19 protein-coding genes and 1 tRNA gene are annotated in these 17,922 nt (G+C 64.2%); 6 read left to right on the top strand and 14 right to left on the bottom strand.

The features are described from left to right. The first annotated feature begins 2 nt into the window (after positions 1–2). A complete protein-coding gene (locus ABIB06_RS30500; protein WP_354050869.1) occupies positions 3–1,025 on the top strand; it encodes a Gfo/Idh/MocA family protein in 1,023 nt (340 codons plus the stop codon). A gap of 42 nt (positions 1,026–1,067) precedes the next feature. On the opposite strand, the gene ABIB06_RS30495 is transcribed toward ABIB06_RS30500, so the two are convergent. Continuing rightward, positions 1,068–1,143 (bottom strand) — tRNA-Trp (locus tag ABIB06_RS30495). A gap of 162 nt (positions 1,144–1,305) precedes the next feature. Here ABIB06_RS30495 and ABIB06_RS30490 point away from each other — a divergent pair. After that, positions 1,306–2,553 carry a serine hydrolase domain-containing protein gene (locus ABIB06_RS30490; RefSeq protein ID WP_354050871.1) on the top strand — a complete coding sequence of 416 codons (1,248 nt, stop codon included), beginning with the start codon at positions 1,306–1,308 and terminating at the stop codon, positions 2,551–2,553. 166 nt (positions 2,554–2,719) lie between these two features. Here ABIB06_RS30490 and ABIB06_RS30485 read toward each other — a convergent pair whose 3' ends face one another. Together ABIB06_RS30485 and ABIB06_RS30480 are read right to left on the bottom strand one after the other, a co-directional pair. Continuing rightward, entirely contained in the window at positions 2,720–3,487 is a 768-nt protein-coding gene (locus ABIB06_RS30485; protein ID WP_354050873.1) for an SDR family NAD(P)-dependent oxidoreductase, read from the bottom strand. A 65-nt stretch (positions 3,488–3,552) separates the two neighbouring features. Then, positions 3,553–4,251 carry a histidine phosphatase family protein gene (locus ABIB06_RS30480; RefSeq protein WP_354050875.1) on the bottom strand — a complete coding sequence of 233 codons (699 nt, stop codon included), beginning with the start codon at positions 4,249–4,251 and terminating at the stop codon, positions 3,553–3,555. 134 nt (positions 4,252–4,385) lie between these two features. Here ABIB06_RS30480 and ABIB06_RS30475 point away from each other — a divergent pair, with 134 nt between their 5' ends. From ABIB06_RS30475 to ABIB06_RS30465, 3 genes are all read left to right on the top strand, one after another. Then, a complete protein-coding gene (locus tag ABIB06_RS30475) occupies positions 4,386–5,171 on the top strand; it encodes an SDR family NAD(P)-dependent oxidoreductase (RefSeq protein ID WP_354050877.1) in 786 nt (261 codons plus the stop codon). A gap of 871 nt (positions 5,172–6,042) precedes the next feature. Continuing rightward, positions 6,043–7,215 (top strand): acetylornithine deacetylase, encoded by a 1,173-nt coding sequence (gene argE / locus ABIB06_RS30470; protein ID WP_354050879.1) that lies wholly within the window; start codon positions 6,043–6,045, stop codon positions 7,213–7,215. A gap of 246 nt (positions 7,216–7,461) precedes the next feature. Continuing rightward, positions 7,462–7,764, top strand: a complete 303-nt coding sequence (locus ABIB06_RS30465) for a GIY-YIG nuclease family protein (RefSeq protein WP_354050881.1) — start codon at positions 7,462–7,464, stop codon at positions 7,762–7,764. 71 nt (positions 7,765–7,835) lie between these two features. Here the strand turns inward: ABIB06_RS30465 and ABIB06_RS30460 are convergent, their stop codons facing one another. The 3 genes from ABIB06_RS30460 to ABIB06_RS30450 all read right to left on the bottom strand — a co-directional run bounded on the left by ABIB06_RS30460 (position 7,836) and on the right by ABIB06_RS30450 (position 11,083). After that, complete coding sequence (locus ABIB06_RS30460; RefSeq protein WP_354050883.1) at positions 7,836–8,462, bottom strand: LysE family translocator; 627 nt, start codon at positions 8,460–8,462, stop codon at positions 7,836–7,838. Positions 8,463–8,657: 195 nt separating this feature from the next. Beyond that, positions 8,658–9,716, bottom strand: a complete 1,059-nt coding sequence (locus ABIB06_RS30455; protein WP_354069777.1) for a phosphotransferase family protein — start codon at positions 9,714–9,716, stop codon at positions 8,658–8,660. A 131-nt stretch (positions 9,717–9,847) separates the two neighbouring features. Next, positions 9,848–11,083 carry an acyl-CoA dehydrogenase family protein gene (locus ABIB06_RS30450; RefSeq protein WP_354050887.1) on the bottom strand — a complete coding sequence of 412 codons (1,236 nt, stop codon included), beginning with the start codon at positions 11,081–11,083 and terminating at the stop codon, positions 9,848–9,850. Positions 11,084–11,298: 215 nt separating this feature from the next. Between ABIB06_RS30450 and ABIB06_RS30445 the strand changes: the two genes are divergently transcribed. Further along, entirely contained in the window at positions 11,299–11,961 is a 663-nt protein-coding gene (locus ABIB06_RS30445; RefSeq protein ID WP_354050888.1) for a TetR/AcrR family transcriptional regulator, read from the top strand. Positions 11,962–11,963: 2 nt separating this feature from the next. On the opposite strand, the gene ABIB06_RS30440 is transcribed toward ABIB06_RS30445, so the two are convergent. The 8 genes from ABIB06_RS30440 to ABIB06_RS30405 all read right to left on the bottom strand — a co-directional run bounded on the left by ABIB06_RS30440 (position 11,964) and on the right by ABIB06_RS30405 (position 17,843). Next, on the bottom strand, positions 11,964–12,356 hold the full coding sequence (locus ABIB06_RS30440) for a RidA family protein (protein ID WP_354050889.1): 393 nt from the start codon (positions 12,354–12,356) through the stop codon (positions 11,964–11,966). 96 nt (positions 12,357–12,452) lie between these two features. Then, positions 12,453–12,668, bottom strand: coding sequence for a hypothetical protein (locus ABIB06_RS30435; protein ID WP_247350289.1), 216 nt, complete (start codon positions 12,666–12,668; stop codon positions 12,453–12,455). A 229-nt stretch (positions 12,669–12,897) separates the two neighbouring features. After that, a complete protein-coding gene (locus tag ABIB06_RS30430) occupies positions 12,898–14,127 on the bottom strand; it encodes a CaiB/BaiF CoA transferase family protein (RefSeq protein WP_247350291.1) in 1,230 nt (409 codons plus the stop codon). Between the two features lie 170 nt (positions 14,128–14,297). After that, complete coding sequence (locus tag ABIB06_RS30425; protein WP_354050891.1) at positions 14,298–15,503, bottom strand: MFS transporter; 1,206 nt, start codon at positions 15,501–15,503, stop codon at positions 14,298–14,300. 120 nt (positions 15,504–15,623) lie between these two features. Next, complete coding sequence (locus ABIB06_RS30420) at positions 15,624–15,794, bottom strand: hypothetical protein (RefSeq protein WP_247350294.1); 171 nt, start codon at positions 15,792–15,794, stop codon at positions 15,624–15,626. Positions 15,795–15,830: 36 nt separating this feature from the next. Beyond that, positions 15,831–16,034: a hypothetical protein gene (locus tag ABIB06_RS30415; protein WP_063682698.1), complete on the bottom strand. Its 204-nt coding sequence runs from the start codon at positions 16,032–16,034 to the stop codon at positions 15,831–15,833. A 25-nt stretch (positions 16,035–16,059) separates the two neighbouring features. Next, positions 16,060–17,394, bottom strand: a complete 1,335-nt coding sequence (locus ABIB06_RS30410) for a PQQ-dependent sugar dehydrogenase (protein WP_354050893.1) — start codon at positions 17,392–17,394, stop codon at positions 16,060–16,062. Next, positions 17,391–17,843 (bottom strand): DUF2231 domain-containing protein, encoded by a 453-nt coding sequence (locus tag ABIB06_RS30405; protein WP_354050895.1) that lies wholly within the window; start codon positions 17,841–17,843, stop codon positions 17,391–17,393. Before ABIB06_RS30405 ends, ABIB06_RS30410 begins: the two co-directional genes overlap by 4 nt. Positions 17,844–17,922: the final 79 nt, after the last annotated feature.

Here is a 17,922-nt window from a genome sequence, read left to right as displayed (position 1 = left end):
AAGTGAGGCCGGGCATTGGCATCATCGGAACGGGCATGGTCGGCCAGATGTGCCACCTGGCCAATTTCGCTGCCAATCCCGCCTGCCGCGTTGTCGCGATCGCCGATCTCCGGCCTGATCTCGCTGCCGCAGCGGCGCAAAAATTCGACATCGCCCGGGTCTACGGCACGCACCGGGAGCTGCTGGCGGACAGCGAGGTGTCCGCCGTCGTCGTGGTGACGAAGCGTCGCGCCACCGGCCCGATCGTGCTGGATGCGTTGAACAGCGGCCGGCATGTGCTGTCGGAAAAGCCGATGGCCTACACCACGGCTCAGGCCGTTGTACTGGCCGAGGCCGCACGGCGGCACAAGCTCGTCTACAGCATCGGCTACATGAAGCGTCACGACGTCGGCGTGGCACGCGCGCTGGCCGAGTTGACGCGCATTCGAGCGGATCAGTCGCTTGGGCGCGTTATCGGGGCGCGAGGCTGGTGCTTCGGCGGCAACACTGGCCGGTCGCAGGACAACTTCATCATGACCGGCGAAGCGCGGCCGGACGGGCTCGAGCTCTGGCAGGATGGCCCGGACTGGATGCCCGGCGCGATGCGACCCGGCTACGACCATTTTCTGAACGTGTTCAGCCATATCATCAATCTCGCGCGCTACGTGCTCGGATCGTCGCCGGCAGTCGCGCAAAGCACCGTCGAGACCTCGGGCGCGGCGACCGTGACGCTCGACTTCGACGGCGTCGCCTGCGCGCTGCAACTCGTAAATGGATCTGAGGGCGGCTGGCGTGAGGGTCTGAGCATCGCGTTCGAGCGGGGCGCAGTGACCATCGAGTTGCCCCCGCCCTTTGCCGAGCAGGAGGCGGAGGTCATCCTCGATCAGCAAGGACAACGCACGCAATTGTCGCGCGAGAAGAGTTGGGCGTTTCGGCGTCAGGCCGATGCATTCGTCACGGATATCGTCGAGCAGAGGACGCCGCTCGCTTCCGGCGAAGATTCCGTGGCCGACATCGCCCTCGCGGAGGCGATCTGGAAACGGTAGGTTCCCGTCCCGCCAGCATCTGATCTAAGTGTTTGATTTCGCTGGCAGGAGTGGCAGGGCTCGAACCTGCGACCCCCGGTTTTGGAGACCGGTGCTCTACCAATTGAGCTACACTCCTACGGACCCTGCGTTGCCGCCGGATCAGGCCGCTTTGAAGCACAGGGGGCGGCCGGATTGCAAGGCCGGATTGCAAGGGTGAAGCGCGCTGGCTTCGCTTGTTTGTGCCGCGCCTTCTGGGCCACAGTCGGCCCCGAATAATAATAAGCAACCGGGAGTGCCCATGACTGCGACAGCCTCTGCGACAGCCTCTGCGACAGCCGCCCCTCGCCCCTCGACCGCGCCGAACACCCCGCCTCTGCCGGAGGCCCGCCCCGAGACGCTCGGGCTGTCACGTCCCCGCCTTCAGGCCATGTCGGACGCTTTCAAGCGTGAGATCGATAAGGGAACCATTCCCGGCGTCACCGTGCTGGTGGCGCGGCGCGGCCAGGTCGGCTGGTTTGAGGCGCTCGGCAAGCAGAGCCCGACGGGCGCGGCGCCGATGGCGCATGATTCGATCTTCCGCATCTTCTCGATGACCAAGCCGATCGTGTCGGTCGGCATCATGGCGCTGCTCGAGGACGGCCACCTGCTCCTTGCCGATCCCGTCGCGAAATTCATCCCAGAGTTCGCCGATCAAAAGGTCGGTGTGGTCAGCGGCGGCAAGCTGGAACTGGTTCCCCCGAAACGGCCGATGACGGTGCAGGACCTGCTCCGCCACACCTCCGGCCTGACCTACGAGCACCAGGGCGACGGCCCCGTGCACAAGCTCTACCAGGACTCGCGGGTGCGCAGCCGCAAGATCACCAATGCCGAGCACGCCGCCTTGGTGGCGAGCTTGCCGCTGGTCTGCCATCCCGGCGACGAGTTCAACTACAGCCGCTCCACCGACATCCTCGGCCGCATCATCGAAATCGTCAGCGGCAAGTCGCTCGGCACGTACCTCGCCGAGCGCATTCTCGCGCCCTTGCAAATGGCCGAGACCGGCTTTGCAACCGGCGAGGCCAATGCCGGCCGGCTGGCCGAGCCGTTCGCGGCCGATCCTTGGACCGGCGACAAGGTCGCGCTGTTCAACATGCTCGAGCAGCCGATCATGGAGTCCGGCGGCGGCGGCCTCGTCTCCACCACCATGGATTATGCCCGCTTCGCGCTGATGCTGCGCAACGGCGGCACCCTCGACGGCAACAGGATCATCGGCCGCAAGACGCTGGAGCTGATGGCGTCCGATCATCTCGGACCTCACGTCGTGACCAACGGCACTCTCCTGTCGCCCGGCCACGGCTTCGGCCTCGGCTTCGCCGTGCGCCGCGAGGCCGGCATCGCGCCCTTCCCTGGCAGCGTCGGCCAGTATTTCTGGAGCGGCATTGCGGGGACGTTCTTCTGGATCGATCCGAAGGAGGATCTGTTCGTCGTGTTCATGAGCCAGGGCCCGGGACAGCGCGATTTTACGCGGACGCTGGTGCGGGATCTGGTGTACGCGGCGGTGGATTGAGGTCTCGTGCCCCGGACGCGACGCAGCGCGTAGCGGTGCGTCGCAGAGCCGGGGCCCAAGCCTAAGCGATCTCGATCTTCGCGACATTCTGGGTCCCGGCTCTGCGGAGCAGCACTTCGTGCTGCACCGCGTCCGGGACACGAGAGCAATGCCAATCAGCAGCCCCTCAACTGATCGTCGCGCCGCCGTCGATCACCATGGTCTGGCCGGTCATGAAGTCGCCGGCCTTCGATCCCAGGAACACCGCGGCGCCCGCGATCTCGTCGGGGATGCCGATACGGAGCAGCGGCGAACGCGCGGTCGAAGCCTTCAAATTTTCTGGATTGTCCCACAATGCCTTGGCGAAATCGGTCTTGATCAGGCCGGGCGCGATGCAGTTGACGCGGATGTTGTGCGGGCCGTATTCGCAGGCCAGGTTGCGGGCGAGCTGCATGTCGGCGGCCTTGGAGATCGCGTAGGCGCCGAGGATGGTCGAGCCTTTCAGGCCGCCGATCGAGGAGACGACGATGATTGAGCCGTCCTTGCGCTCGATCATCTGCGGCACCACCATCGAGATCAGCCAGTTGTTGGCGACGATGTTGTTGTCCAGAATCTTCCTGAACTGATCGTCGGAGATGCCGGCGAGCGGACCGTAATACGGGTTCGATGCGGCGTTACAGACCAGCACGTCGATCTTGCCGAAGGCGCGGTTGCTCTCGTCGATGAGGTTTTGCAGGTTTTCCTTCGACGAGATGTTGGCGGCGATGGCGACCGCGGTGCCCTTGCCGAATCTGTCGTTGATGGACTTGGCGACCTGATCGCAGACATCGGCCTTGCGCGAGGAGATCACGACCTTGGCGCCGTGCTCGGCCATGCGCTCGGCGATCGCAAGCCCGATGCCGCGCGTCGAGCCGGTGATGACGGCTACTTTCCCCTTCATGTCGAACAAGGTCATGCTTCTCTCCCAACAGTTATGATTTGAATTGGCCTGAAGCTTACGCCGTGGCCACGCGACCGGACTCAGGCGAGCTTCTTGACTTCCGGTCCTGCCGGCTGATGCATCTCCGCATGCGCGTCGTCCGCGATCCACGGCTGCTGGTTCACCATCGGCAGCCGCCATACCGTGCGCTCGGGGTTCGCAAAATGGTCGAGCCGCGTGATCGAGCAATTGTCGATGTCGAACGACAGCGCCTTCTCCAACTGGCCATCGAGCGCCAGCCCAAGTGCCGCTTTGATGGTGCCACCGTGTGCCACTGCGATCACATCACGCCCCGCAGCCTCGGCATTGATCCGATCGATGGTGCGGCGCGCGCGATTGTAGAGGTCCATAAAACTCTCGCCGCCGGGTGCTGGCTCGTTGATATCGGCAAACCAGCTCGAGCCGACAGGGCGGCTGGCGATGAACTGGGCGCGGTTCATGCCCTGCCAGCGGCCGAGGTTTTGTTCGGCGAGGTCCGCTTCCCATTTCATCGCCGCAGGCCTCGGGAAGCCCGCCGCCCAGATCGCTTCGGCGGTCTGGTGCGTGCGCATCAGATTGCTCGAATACCAGACCGCCTTTCGTGGCAGCACCTTGGCAACAGCATTGAAGACGTAGGTATCGCTGGTGTCGCAGGCGAGATCGGACTGACCGTAGATGTTGCCGCCGTCATTGCGCACCGGCGCGTGACGGACCCACCACCAGCGTGTCGTGACCACCTTGGGCTTGTCTGCACCTGCCATCGAAACCCTTCCATCCCGTTTGATGTCGCTGTACGTCAGTAGCGAACGTGTCTCAAGACACTTTACCGTTTGAAATCTTGTTTGAAATTCCGTCGCGCGGCAAGCGTCGCGTGCGAACCAGAGGGAGAAAACGCATGGGCCGTCTGCAAGGCAAATCCGTCATCATCACCGGTGCCGGCAGCGGCATCGGCCGCGCAGCTGCGCTGCTGTTCACGAGGGAAGGCGCCAAGCTGATCGCCGTCGATCGCACCGAGGCGGTGAAGGAGACGGTCGACGAGGTGAGGAAGGCCGGCGGTGTCGCGGAAGCCATGGTGGCGGACGCGGGCTCCGAAAAAGACGTCATCGCCGTGATCGACAAGGCGATGAAGACGCACGGCCGGCTCGACGTGATCTGGGCCAATGCCGGCGTCTCCGGCGGACTCGTCCCGCTCGGCGAGCAGACCGTCGAGCAATGGCAGGAGGTTTTGCGAATCAATCTGATCGGGCCGTTTCTCGCGGTGAAGCATGCGATGCCGCACATGGTGAAGCAGCAGTCCGGCGCGATCGTGCTGACGGCGTCCGTGGCCGGTCTCAAGGCCGGCGCCAGCGGTCATCCCTATGCAGCGAGCAAAGCCGGCGTGATCTCCCTGGTGCAGACCACCGCGTATTCGCTCACCGGCACCGGCGTGCGCATCAACGCGGTGTGCCCCGGCCTGATCGAGACCGGCATGACCAAGCCAATCTTCGACCGCGCCAAGGAGCGCGGCACCGCCGACAAGATCGGCCAGCTCAACCCCCTCAAGCGCCCCGGCCAGCCGCACGAGCTCGCCGCGATGGGATTGTTTCTGGCCAGCGACGAGGCGTCGTATGTCAACGGCCAGGCATTCCCGGTGGACGGCGGGCTGACGGCGTCGATGCCGTATACGGGCAAGCCGGTTTAATAGCGGTGCTTCCGTGTCCCGGACGCGCTGCAGCGTTCTTACGCTGCTGCGCAGAGCCGGGACCCAGGAAACCACACCGTTCACTGTTGCATGGGCCCCGGCTCTGCAGCGCACCGCCAAGAGGCGCTGCGCTGTGTCCGGGGCACGAGATCGTTGTTGAATAACTGACATGGGATCGCATCCTCGCGGCGTGTTTCGCCCGAGCTTTGCTTCGTCGCTTCACCCTCGATTGAAAGAGGGCGCAGGGAAGACCGGGAGCCGGCTGGCTCCTATTGATCCGCTATGCCAAGGGCAGATTGCGCTACAATGCACAGCGGGAAACAGGGCAACCGGAGCATCCCGGCCTTCCCTGCGCGGATGGTTGGAACGGCTTATGTCGTGTTCTCCCCGGGGAGCGATGCACTATTGCCCCCGTCGCCTTGCGGATGGCTGATGCGTGTGCCCGGTCGGACTGCACACATCACCGCAAGACTTGGCGCACAGACCCCGGACGCCAGGACGACACGATTTGGCCGTACGCCGATCACACCGGTCGTGCGCGCGACGCCCTCGCTCACGGCTCTCCGCCCTGCGAAACCATTCGCGCCGATGTGATCCACGTCCACCGCCGCCCGGCCCGCGTTCGTGACGATCGCGATACGCCCCTCTTCCTTGGGCCGGGTTGCGGCGATACATACGCCGTTTCCGAATTTCGGTAAAGTGGAATATTTTTGGCGATGCGGGTTGACCGAGCATTTGGGTGTTTTGCCCGACGGACCACGCAACATCTCGTCGCCCGGACGGATTTGTGCTGGTTTGCCCTACCACCCGCAACATTGGTATGGTTCATGCAAGCTGCGTCAGCTTCCCTACTCCTGACAAGAACGTGAAAATGCCAAGCTCAAGACCCGACCGTATCCGAAAACTGGTCGCCGACCTCGTCGGCTTCGACACGATCAGCGATCGCTCCAACCTGCCCCTGATCGCGCATATCGAGAGCTATCTCGCCGCGCTCGGCGTCAAGGGTGAGCGCATCGTCGACGAGACCGGACAGAAAGCCTCGCTGTGGGTCACCATTGGACCCGAGGACCGCCCCGGCCTGGTGCTGTCAGGACATACCGACGTGGTGCCTGTGGTCGGCCAGGACTGGAGCCACGATCCGTTCAAGCTGATCGAGCGCGACGGCAGGCTCTACGGCCGCGGCACCACCGACATGAAGGGTTTCGTCGCGGTGTGCCTCGCCATGGTGCCTGAAATGCTGGAGGTGAAGCTGGCAACGCCGATCCATCTGGCGATCTCCTATGACGAAGAGATCGGCTGCGTCGGCGTGCGGCCGATGCTCGGCGAGATCGCGAAGAAGAAGGTCAGGCCGCTCGGCTGCTTCGTCGGCGAGCCCACCGAGATGAAGGTCATCATCGGGCACAAGGGCAAGCACGGCGTGCGCGCGACGTTTCGGGGGCTGGCCCGCCACTCCTCGATCGCGCCCGACGGGGTGAATGCGATCGAATATGCGGCCGAGCTGATCGTCGAAATCCGCCGCCGCGCGGTCACGCTCGCCGCCGTGCGGTCAACGGACAGCCTCTACGATGTTCCGCACTCGACGCTGCTCACCAGCATCGTCCATGGCGGCGCCGCGCTGAACATCGTGCCGGATAGTTGCACGGTGGATTTCGAATGCCGCGGCATCGGCATCACCGAGTCGCGCGAGGTCACGGATGCGATCGTCGCCTGGGCCAAGGCCGAGCTCGAGCCCGCGATGAAGTCGACGCATCCGGAATGCGGCATCGATTTCGAGGAGATCCTCGACTACCCCGCGCTCGACACGGCCGCCGACGCCGCCATCGTGACGTTGGCCAAGAGCCTCGCCGGCCGCAACGACCACGCCAAGGTCGCCTTCGGCACCGAAGCGAGCCTGTTCGCCAGCATGGCCAATATCCCATCCGTGGTGATCGGCCCCGGCGGAATCGCGCAGGCGCACACGCCGGACGAATTCGTGGAAATGGCGCAGCTGGAGAAATGCGCGGCGTTCGTGGAGAAGCTCATCGCGCATTGTGTTGCGTCATAATCGGTGTCTGCAGCTATTTGGGTCCCGGCTCTGCGGAGCAGCACTTCGTGCTGCACCGCGTCCGGGACAAGAGAGCATGGCTATTCATCGGCCTCCGGAGGCGAAATCGCACGCCCGGAATCCGCTCACGTGTCCCGGACGCGGTGCGGCACGCAGTGACGCGCCGCAGAGCCGGGACCCAGGCGCCCTTGGCGATGGTGCCTCAACATGCAATCTTAAGTCGCGCCACCATCGGACACAGGTTGCATGCAGATGCCCTTCTTCGTGTACATCCTCGCGAGCAAGCGAAACGGGACTCTTTATGTCGGGGTCACCAACAATCTCGGTCGACGAATGGCCGAGCACAAGTCCAAACTCCTACCCTGCTTCACGCGGCAATATGACGTAACTCTGCTCGTCTACTTCGAGACCTTCGAGTCCGTACTGGAAGCTCGATCACGCGAGCATTCGTTGAAGCGTTGGCGACGGGCGTGGAAGCTCAAGCTGATCGAAGAGCTCAATCCGGATTGGCGCGATCTTACGAACGAGCTGAATACCTTGGCGACGTGACTGGGTCCCGGCTCTGCGGAGCAGCACTTCGTGCTGCACCGCGTCCGGGACACGAGAGCGGCGGATACCGCTCAGCGCTCCTGCAACGCCAGCCGCACGCCAATCGCGCAGTAGATGGTCCCGACCACCTTGCCCTGCCATTTCACGACGGCCGGATGGCGGCGTAGCAAATTGCCAAGACGGCCGGCGCCGACGGCGAACACCACCGTGCTGACGAGGCCGAGCAACACGAAGACAGCGCCGAACAGCGCGAGCTGCAGCGTCGTCGAACCATGCTCGGGACGGACGAACTGCGGCAGGAACGCGAGGAAGAACAGCGCGGTCTTCGGATTAAGCACCTCGGTCAGCACGGCCTGCCGGAATGCCCGCTCTGCGCTGATCGCGGGCGCGCCGCCATTCACCTCCAGCGGCGCCTTGTCGAGAATGGCGCGAATGCCGAGATAGATCAGGAAGCCTGCGCCCGCGTATTTGACGACGCTGAACAGGAGGGCCGAAGTTGCGATGATCGCAGAGAGGCCGACGATCGCCATGGTGGTGTGGACCACGTCACCGGCCGCAATTCCCGCGCCCGTCGCGATGCCGACCCTGGTTCCCGAGCTCGCGGCGCGCGCCATGGTGAGGAGTGTCGCCGGACCGGGAATGAAGACGAAGCCGAGGACGATGAGGATGTAGGTGATGAGCGCGGTGTGGTCGATCATGCGGGCATCTCTCTCGTCATTCTGTCCCGAACGGCTCAATCCGGATTGGCGCGATCTTACGAATGAGTTGAATACGTTGGCGACGTGACTGGGTCCCGGCTCTGCGGAGCAGCACTTCGTGCTGCACCGCGTCCGGGACACGAGAGCGGCGATCGAGGTAAAAAGGCGCGGCCGTCAGCCGCGCCTTCGGATTCCTTAAACCGCGCCCGCCTTCTGCGCGTATTCCCACGACGCTTTCGACAGCGGTACGGTACGCTTGGCTGACTCCAGCGCCTTGGCATTCGCCGCGGTGCCGTCGCGGACGCGGCCGGCGATGCCCTGGGTGATGCCGGCGAGGCGGAACAAATTGTAGGCGAAGTACCAGTTGAGGTCAGGCACCGTCATCTTGGTGACGTTGCAATAGATCTGCGCGGCCTCTTCCACGCTCGGAATGTTGAGCGCCTTGAGGTCGGCGCCCTCAAGGCCCGGCATGACCCACTGCATCAACAGATAGGTGAAGTCGGCCATGGGATCGCCGAGCGTCGACAATTCCCAGTCGAGCACGGCCTGCACGCGCGGTTCCGTCGCGTGGAAAATCATGTTGTCGAGGCGATAGTCGCCGTGGACGATCGAGATGCGCGCCTGCTCCGGCACGGTTTTCGGCAACCATTCCGCGACCTTCTCGAACTCCGGAATGGTCTGGGTCTCGGACGCCCGATACTGCTTGGTCCAGCGGTCGATCTGGCGCGCGAAATAATTGCCGGGCTTGCCGAACTCGCCAAGACCGATCGCGACGGGATCGTACATGTGCAGCTTCGTCAGCGTCTCGATCTTGCTGGTGAAGATTTTTCGGCGGTCCTCCGGCGTCTGGCTCGGCAGCGCCGGATCCCAGAACACCCGGCCGTTTTCCATCGACATGATGTAGAAGGCCGAACCGATGATGCTGTCGTCCTGGCACAGCGCATAGGCCTTCGCGACCGGAAAGCCCTGCTTTCCAAGCGCTGCGATCACCCGATATTCGCGGTCGACCGCATGCGCAGATGGCAACAATTTGCCGAACGGCTTTCGGCGCATCACATAGGAGCGGTTCGGCGTGTCAAGCCGGTAGGTCGGGTTGGACTGGCCGCCCTTGAACTGGAGGACGACCAGCGGTCCCTCATAACCCTCGACGTTGTCGCGCAACCAAGCCTCGAGCCGCATCTCGTCGATTCGATGCCGCTCCTCGACAGGCTTGGTGCCCGAGAACTCTTCGTCTTTCCTGACGCCGTCAGCCACGATGACGCTCCCTCTTCAGTCCAAGCATGATCCTAATCGGTAACCGCTCTTGCACTTGCGTCAAGCGGTTATCCAATAAGGATCATGCCCTGTCGTTTCTTCAAGTCGGGAGCGCGCTTCCGCCCTCCCTCTTAATGACTGGAAGAGTTTGCATACTTCCGAACTTCAAGCCTGGCAATGGCGCGATTGTGCACCTCGTCCGGGCCGTCGGCGAGACGGAGCGTGCGGATGTGGGCGTAGTCCTTGGCAAGGCCCGCTTCGTCGGACACGCCTGCGCCGCCAAACGCCTGGATGGCTTCGTCGATGATCTTCAGCGCCATGTTGGGCGCTGCGACCTTGATCATGGCGATCTCGGCCTGCGCGGTCTTGTTGCCGACCTTGTCCATCATGTCGGCGGCCTTGAGGCACAGAAGGCGCGTCATCTCGATGTTGGTGCGGGCATCGCCGATGCGCTGCTCCCACACCGAATGCTCGACGATCCGCTTGCCGAAGGCGGTGCGCGAGGTGAGCCGCTTTACCATTTTCTCCAGCGCCTCCTCGGCCTTGCCGATGGTGCGCATGCAGTGATGGATACGGCCGGGACCGAGGCGGCCCTGCGCGATCTCGAAGCCGCGGCCTTCGCCGAGCAGGATGTTTTCCTTCGGCACCCGCACGTTCTCGAGCAGCACCTGGGCGTGGCCATGCGGCGCGTCGTCGAAGCCGAACACGGGCAGCATCTTCTCGACCTTGATGCCGGGCGTGTCGAGCGGCACCAGGATCTGAGATTGCTGCTGGTGCTTGGCCGCCTTGAAATCGGTCTTGCCCATCAGGATCGCGATCTTGCAGCGGGGATCGCCGACGCCGGACGACCACCATTTACGGCCGTTGATGACGTAGTGGTCGCCGTCGCGCACGATGCTGGTCTCGATGTTGGTGGCATCGGACGAGGCCACGGCCGGCTCCGTCATCAGGAAGGCGGAGCGGATTTCACCGTCCATCAGCGGGCGCAGCCATTTACGCTTCTGCTCCTTGGAGCCGTAGCGCATGAACACTTCCATGTTGCCGGTGTCGGGCGCGGAACAATTGAAGACTTCCGAAGCCCAGGTGATGCGGCCCATCTCTTCCGACAGCAGCGCGTATTCGAGATTGGTCAGTCCCGCGCCGCGGAATTCGTCGTCCTCATGCTCGTTCGGCGGCATGAACATGTTCCAGAGGCCTTCGGCCTTCGCCTTCTTCTTGAGGTCTTCGAGCACCGGGATGACCTTCCAACGCTCACCGCTGTGATCCTGCTCGTTGTAGACAGGCACCGCCGGGCGCACGTGCTTGGCCATGAAGGACCGCACGCGGTCGAGCCATTCCTTCTGCTTCGGCGACAGATCGAAATCCATGGGGACGCTCCTCGTTGTCTCTTTGCGAACTTGTTTTGCGCCGGACTGTCCTCCCGCACCGCGCGACCTGCAAGCGCCAATGCGCGGCTTGCGGATGCTTCGGAACCGGTTCGCGCGTTTGCGAACGAGTCCCGATTGCGGATTGACTTTCCCGGCCTTCAAACGATAGTTTCATACAAGTGTTTGAATTGCAACTCCCTCCCCGAGGGGCACCCATGGCCAGTGATCATACCCGGACTGCCATTCTCGCCGCCGCCGAACGGCTCTATGCCGATCGCGGGTTCGGCGACGTGACGCTGCGCGACATCGTCGCGGAGGCCAGTGTCAATCTCGCGGCGGTGAACTATCATTTCGGTTCGAAGGACGAGTTGATCGCGGAGCTGTTCGTGACACGCTCGATCGCCACCAACCGCGAGCGCTTGCGCGAATTGAAGGCGGCGGAAGAACAAGGCGGCGGCCGCGCGTCGATCGAGGTGATCCTGCATGCCTTGGTCGGCCCGACGCTGCGCGGCTGCCTCGGCCCGGAGAACCAGCGCTCCACCGCGGCGCGCTTCATGATTCGCGCCTCGATCGAATCCGTGCCGCCGATCCGCCGCATCAAGAACCGCGAGATCGACCATTTGCGGAAATTCGCCGGCGCGATGCGCCGCGCCCTGCCCGACCGCAGCGACGTCGATATCTATTGGGGCCTGAATTTCGCGCTCGCCATGGCGCACCACACCATCCGCGAGAGCGAGCGGTTGACCAAGCTGTCGGAAGGCAAATGCGATCTCGACGACGTCGAGGACGTCGTCGCGCGCGTCGTCAGCGTGGCGACGATGGCGCTGACGGCGGGACGGACGGAGGCGAAGCCGCCGTCAAGGGTGGCGGCGCGCTAACCTCACATCATCGCGATGCAGTCGATTTCGACGTCGAAGGGGCCGAACCATTCCGGCGTGCAGACGAAGATCCGCGCCGGCGGATCTTGCGGGAAATAGCGCGCATAGACGACGTTGAACGCCGCGAAGTGTTTTGTCGAGGTGCAGTAGACGTTGCACTTCATGACGTTGTCCAGGCTCGCGCCCGCCGTCTGAAGGCACAGCTTCATCTGCTCGATGACGAGCTCGCTCTGCCGTTCGATCGGCACTTCCGCGATCTCGCCCGTCTCGGGGTCGAACGGCGGCAGGCCGGCGACGAAGATCATGTTGCCCGCGCGCGTGACCGGCGAGGTCGGCGCCTTCCAGCGATCGAGAAAGGTCGAGATCGGTTCGACGCGGAGCGCTTCGCGTTTCATGGGCGGCCACCTTCGGTTCAAGCGAGATGACGGCTTGCTACATCATCCTGCAGCCGCCATGCTTCGCTTCCGATCGAAGTTTGCTCGCCGAACCGCCTAGGCGTGCTGCGGCATCTCCTCGGCCTCTTCCTTGGCGAGCAGCAGCAGCATCTCGATGCCCATCTCGCCTTCCTGCGGCGAGCGAATGAACTTTATTTCGTCGGCGCTTTGCCGCAGCGCGGCAACGATCGCGACGGCCTGGTTTGCCGTGGCCGCCTCGGTCGCCAGAATTGCCTTCTGGTCCTTGGCCTGAAACCCGATCGTGTAGGACATCGTTCCCTCCCGGACTGAGTGGAAGGATCGAATCTGAGTCGCGCGCGGAACGGAAGCCTGTGTGAGTACGGACCGGGATTATCTGGGGATTGCCCGCAAGCCTCAGGCAAGCCCGAGCATCGCGCGCGCCTCGTTTGGCGGTCGCGACGCTCGCCCCCAGGCTCTTCAGGATGCCGGCGGCATGCGCGACGTTCCGCGAGCGCCGGCCCTCTTCCCTTCTCCCAAAAGCTCAGATGATACCCTGCTGCTTCAGCGTCTCGATCTTGTCCGCATCATAGCCGAGCTTGCCGCCGAGCACCTCCTGGGTGTGCTCCCCTAATAGCGGCGGGGCGCGGTAGGTCTCGATCGGGGTTTCCGAGAGCGTCAGCGCGTTGCGGATCAGCGAGAGATCGGGCTCGAAGGGATGGTCAACCTTCACCCGCATGCCGCGCGACTGGACGTGGGGATCGGAAAACACCTGCTCGAAATTGTTGATCGGACCTGACGGCACGCCGGCCTCCTCCAGCTTGTCCAGCCAGTAGGCCACCGGCTGCTTCAGGAACAGGCCGGCGAAGATCGCCATGATTTCCTTACCGTGCACGACGCGGTCGTTGTTCTTGACAAAGCGCTTGTCGCTCGCGAGCTCGGGCTCACCGAGCACCGCGCAGGTGCGCTGGAACTGGCCGTCATTGCCGACCACCAGCATCAGTTCCCCGTCGGTGCAGCGGAACACGCCGGCCGGCATGCCGCCATTGCCCCAGGTGCCGCGGCGCGGCGGGGTCTTGCCGTTGACGAGGTAGATCTGCAGCCAGTGCGACAACGACGCGATGACGGTGTCGAACAGGCAGACGTCGATATGCTGTCCCACGCCATCATTGGCGTCGCGATGGTACAGCGCCGAGAGAATCCCGATCGAGGTGTTCATGCCGGTCATGTAGTCGACGATCGACGGGCCGACCTTCATCGGGCCCTCGCCGGGCTCGCCGTCGATATGGCCGGTGACGCTCATCAGGCCGCCCATCGCCTGCAGGATGGCGTCATAGCCGGCGCGCGGCGCGTAAGGCCCCGTCTGGCCGAAGCCGGTCACCGAGCAATAGATGATGCCGGGGTTGATCGCCTTGATCGTCTCGTAGTCGAGGCCATAGCGCTTGAGATCGCCGACCTTGTAGTTCTCCATGAAGACGTCGACATCCTTGGCGAGCTCGCGGATGATCGCCTGCCCCTCGGGCTTGGCGATGTTGACCGTGACCGACTTCTTGTTGCGGTTGGCGCAGAGGTAGAAGGAATTGTTGTTGTTGGCCTTGCCCTCGGGATCGGTCAGATAAGGCGGCCCGAAGGCGCGCGCGTCGTCGCCGGTGCCCGGCCGCTCGATCTTGATCACCTCCGCGCCGAGATCGCCCAGCATCTGGGCCGACAAGGGTCCGGCAAGCACGCGAGTGAGGTCAAGGATCTTGATGCCTGAAAGCGGCAGGGCCGACATGTCGAAGTCCTCCGGGAACTGAATATTGGCGCGGCGGCGAGGTCGCGGGCCGCGCTTCCTGCGGATACACTAGTTTGGCGGTCTGAGCACTGCACTGTGGGCATACGGCCATCCCCCCGCTCGCCCGGCGCAGGTCACCCTCGCAGCGAATTTCCGCAGTGCGAGTATTCTCAGGTCACGGCCGCCGCAACCACCTCCGGCCGCCGTCGGCCGAGCAGGACGAGGATCAGAACCGTTGCGCAGGAGAACACGAAGGTAAGCCCCAGCGCGCCGCGGCTGCCGAACTGGGTGAGCAGGCCGACCAGCAGCGGCGGAGAAAGGGCGGAGGCGAGATTGAGCGGCAGTGCAATCATCGACATCGCCTTGGCGAACTCGGCCTGATCGTAGAACACCAGCGGGATCGTCGCCCGCGCCACCGCCATCGCGCCGCTGCCGGCACCATAGAGCAGGATGAAGACCGCCACCGTCCAGGTCGCGCCCTCGCTCGACATCAGCAGCAGCATGGCGACCGGGAGCGCCGTGCCGGCGACGAGCCCGGTCGTGATTCCATCCCACCGCCCGCCGCCGAGAAAATCGAGCCCGCGGGCGCTGACCTGGATCACGCCCAGCATCGAGCCGAACAAAAGCGCCTGCGCCGGCGCCAGCCCCTCCGCCCGCAACAACTCGATCATGATGGCACCGATGCCGAAATTGACGAAGGCATTGAGCGTGATCGCGGCAACGACGAGGCTGAAGGTGCTCCTGGGGATCGCAGGCGGCGACGAAGACTTCAGCGGTCCACCACCAGCATCTCCGGCAATTTTCCGGCGCGGCGCGAGAAACGCAAAGAGCGGAAGATTGATGACGAGCATCATCGCCGCGTAGACGAGGCACATCGCGCGCCAGCCGAGCTGATCGCTGAGAAACGAGGTGGTCGGCCAGAAGATGCTGCTCGACAGGCCCGTCACCAGCATCAGCGCGCCGATGGCGTTCTTGGCCTGCCGCCCCGCGACCTCGTTCAGCATGATATAGGCGCCGGTCGAAAGCGTGGCGCTGCCGGCGATGCCGAGAACGATCCAGGCGGCGAAATAGAGCATCGGCTCGCGCGCGAGGGACAGCAGTATGAAGCCCGGCACGGTGAGGACCGTGCCCGCCACCATCACGTTTCGCGCGCCGTGCCGCGCAAACGACCTGGCGAGCCAGGGCGCGCACAGCCCCATCGACACATAGAGAACGGATGTCCCGGCGAACACCGCCGGCAAGCTCATGCCGAGATCGGCCGCGAGAGCGCGCCCGACGATGGCGGGAAGACCTATTGTACCCCACCCAACAAGTTGGGTAACCGCGAGCACCAGCAGGACGCCGATGAGCCTGCTGTCAGATTTCAGAAACCGCATTCCAGCCGTCGCCTGCCCGCCAGGCGCAGATCACGCCTGTGACGCCAGTCTTACCCCCGGATGCGACGACCGGGAATGGCGGTTCCGAATGGCACGGCCGCGCCAGCCGCGGGGCAGCCGTCAGGCGGGATGGCCGGGATCGACCTGCTTCGGCGTCTTCTTGTCGCGTTGAGGTGTCATCTTGGCGGGATCCGGCGCATCCGGCACGCCGCGCGGCCCGAGCTGATCGCGCTGAATGTCGTCTTCGGAGCGAGAGGGCTCAATGCCGTTCGGCTCACGGGGCTTGGTCATCGCAGTCTCCTGAAGTGCTCTGCTCGGAGTGCTCCGTCAAATGCCGAGCGCGTTCTCGCCGGCTTCGCGACCAGGCACGCTGACATGGACCTCGTGTCCCTCGCGAAGCGCCAGGGATGCCGCGGCGACCGCCGATTCGAACGCGGCTTCCTTGGTGGCGTATCTACTCTTGACGTCGCCGTCGTGCAGCACACCCCATTCGTCCTGCACTGGCACGATGGCGTATTGAGCAAGGCCCATGATCCAACTCCTCCCGTTCTCAGGTCTATCTTTGCGTGACCTGGGGATGCGCAGCGGTCACACGCCACACAATGTTGCCGCTGTCGTCGGCGACCAGCAGCGCGCCGGTCTTGTCGATGGCGACGCCGACGGGCCGCCCGCGCGCGTGATTGTCGTTGTTGAGGAAGCCGGTGACGACGTCCTGAGGCGGGCCGCTCGGCTTGCCATCCGTGAACGGCACGAACACCACCTTGTAGCCGTTCAAGACCTGCCTGTTCCAACTGCCATGCTCGCCGACGAAGGCGCCGCCGCGGTAGGCGGCCGGCAGACTCGCGCTTGTGTTGAAGGCCATTCCGAGCGGCGCAACATGCGAGCTCAACGCGTAGTCAGGCACGATCGCCTTGGCGACGAGGCCGGGCCGCTGCGGCTTGACACGAGGATCGACGTGCTGGCCGTAATAGCTGTAGGGCCAGCCATAGAAGCCGCCGTCCTTCACCGATGTCATGTAGTCGGGCACGAGATCGGGACCGAGTTCGTCGCGCTCGTTCACCACCGTCCACAGCGCCCCGGTCTGCGGCTCGAAGCTGAGACCGTTGGGATTGCGCAGCCCGCTCGCGAAGATGCGCCAACGGCCGCTGGCACGATCGACCTCGAGGATGTTGGCGCGATTGTGCTCGGCCTCCATGCCGTTCTCGGTGATGTTGCTGTTGGAGCCGACGCCGGCATAGAGCTTTGAACCGTCGGGGCTCGCGACCAGGCTCTTGGTCCAGTGATGGTCGATCGGTCCGCCCGGCAGCGGCGTCAGCACCGTGCCCGGGGCGGTGATCTTGGTGTCGCCTTCGGTGTAGGGATATCTGACGATCGCATCGGTGTTGGCGACGTAGAGGTCGTTGCCAACCAGCGCGACGCCGAACGGCGAATTGAGATGGTCGAGGAAGACGCTTTGCGTGTCCGGCACGCCGTCGCCATTGCTGTCGCGCAGCAGCGTGATGCGGTTGCTCTCGCCGGTGTCGCCGCCTGATGTCGCCCAGGACTCGATGTATCCCATCACGATTTCCTTGGGCCGCTTGATCGGGGCCGCCTTCGGCGCCTTGGATTCCACCACCAGCACGTCGCCGTTGGGAAGCACGTAAAGGAATCGCGGATGCTGCAGGCCCGTCGCAAAGGCCTTGGCCTGCAAACCTTGCGCGACGGTCGGGGTCTCGTCCTTCTTCCAGCCGACGATGCGGGCGATGTGCATCGGCGGCAGGAGGTATTGCTGTATGTCGGGGAGCGTCGGGTTGGCGCCGGTTTGCGCCTTCGGATCGCCACTGCCGTCATTGCAGGCGGCGAGGCATAGCAGCGAGGAGCACAACAGTGCGCGAGCGATTGAGGATTTCATCGCGCAACTCCCACGCCGTGGCGATAGACCATGGCCCAGCCAAGCCAGCCGGTGACGGGCAGGATCAGCACGGTAATCGCCGAAAGCACGAGCCCCATCGGCCACACCGATGTCCAGGCATCGCGCGTGTGGATCAGGGCGTTGACGGTGGCCAGGGCCAGCGCCACCGCGTTGCCGATCAGGTGCGGCCAGGCCGGCGGCTGCGCCCGCACCAGGCGGTTGCCGAGGAAATCGGTCAGACCGGCGATTGCCGCCAGCACGCCGAAGATGACGCCGACGACCAGAAGCCAGGCCGAAAAATCCGCCCACATGATCTCGGCACTGACGACGTAGGCGATGTCGGTCAGCAGCGCCCCGATGAAGCAAGCGATCGGTATCGGCACCAGCATCGGATGAATCGGATGGCCCGCGATTTGCGCTGTGGTGCGCACGCGCACGTTGTCTTGCACGGTTGGCCTCGCTTGCACGGTTGGCCTCGTATGACTTTCGCCCTGCCCGACGGCCAACTCGTCCTTGGGGTGAAGGTTC

The organism is Bradyrhizobium sp. LB8.2, from assembly GCF_040548035.1.
Lineage (GTDB): Bacteria > Pseudomonadota > Alphaproteobacteria > Rhizobiales > Xanthobacteraceae > Bradyrhizobium.
This window is presented reverse-complemented; position numbering and strand designations above follow the sequence as displayed.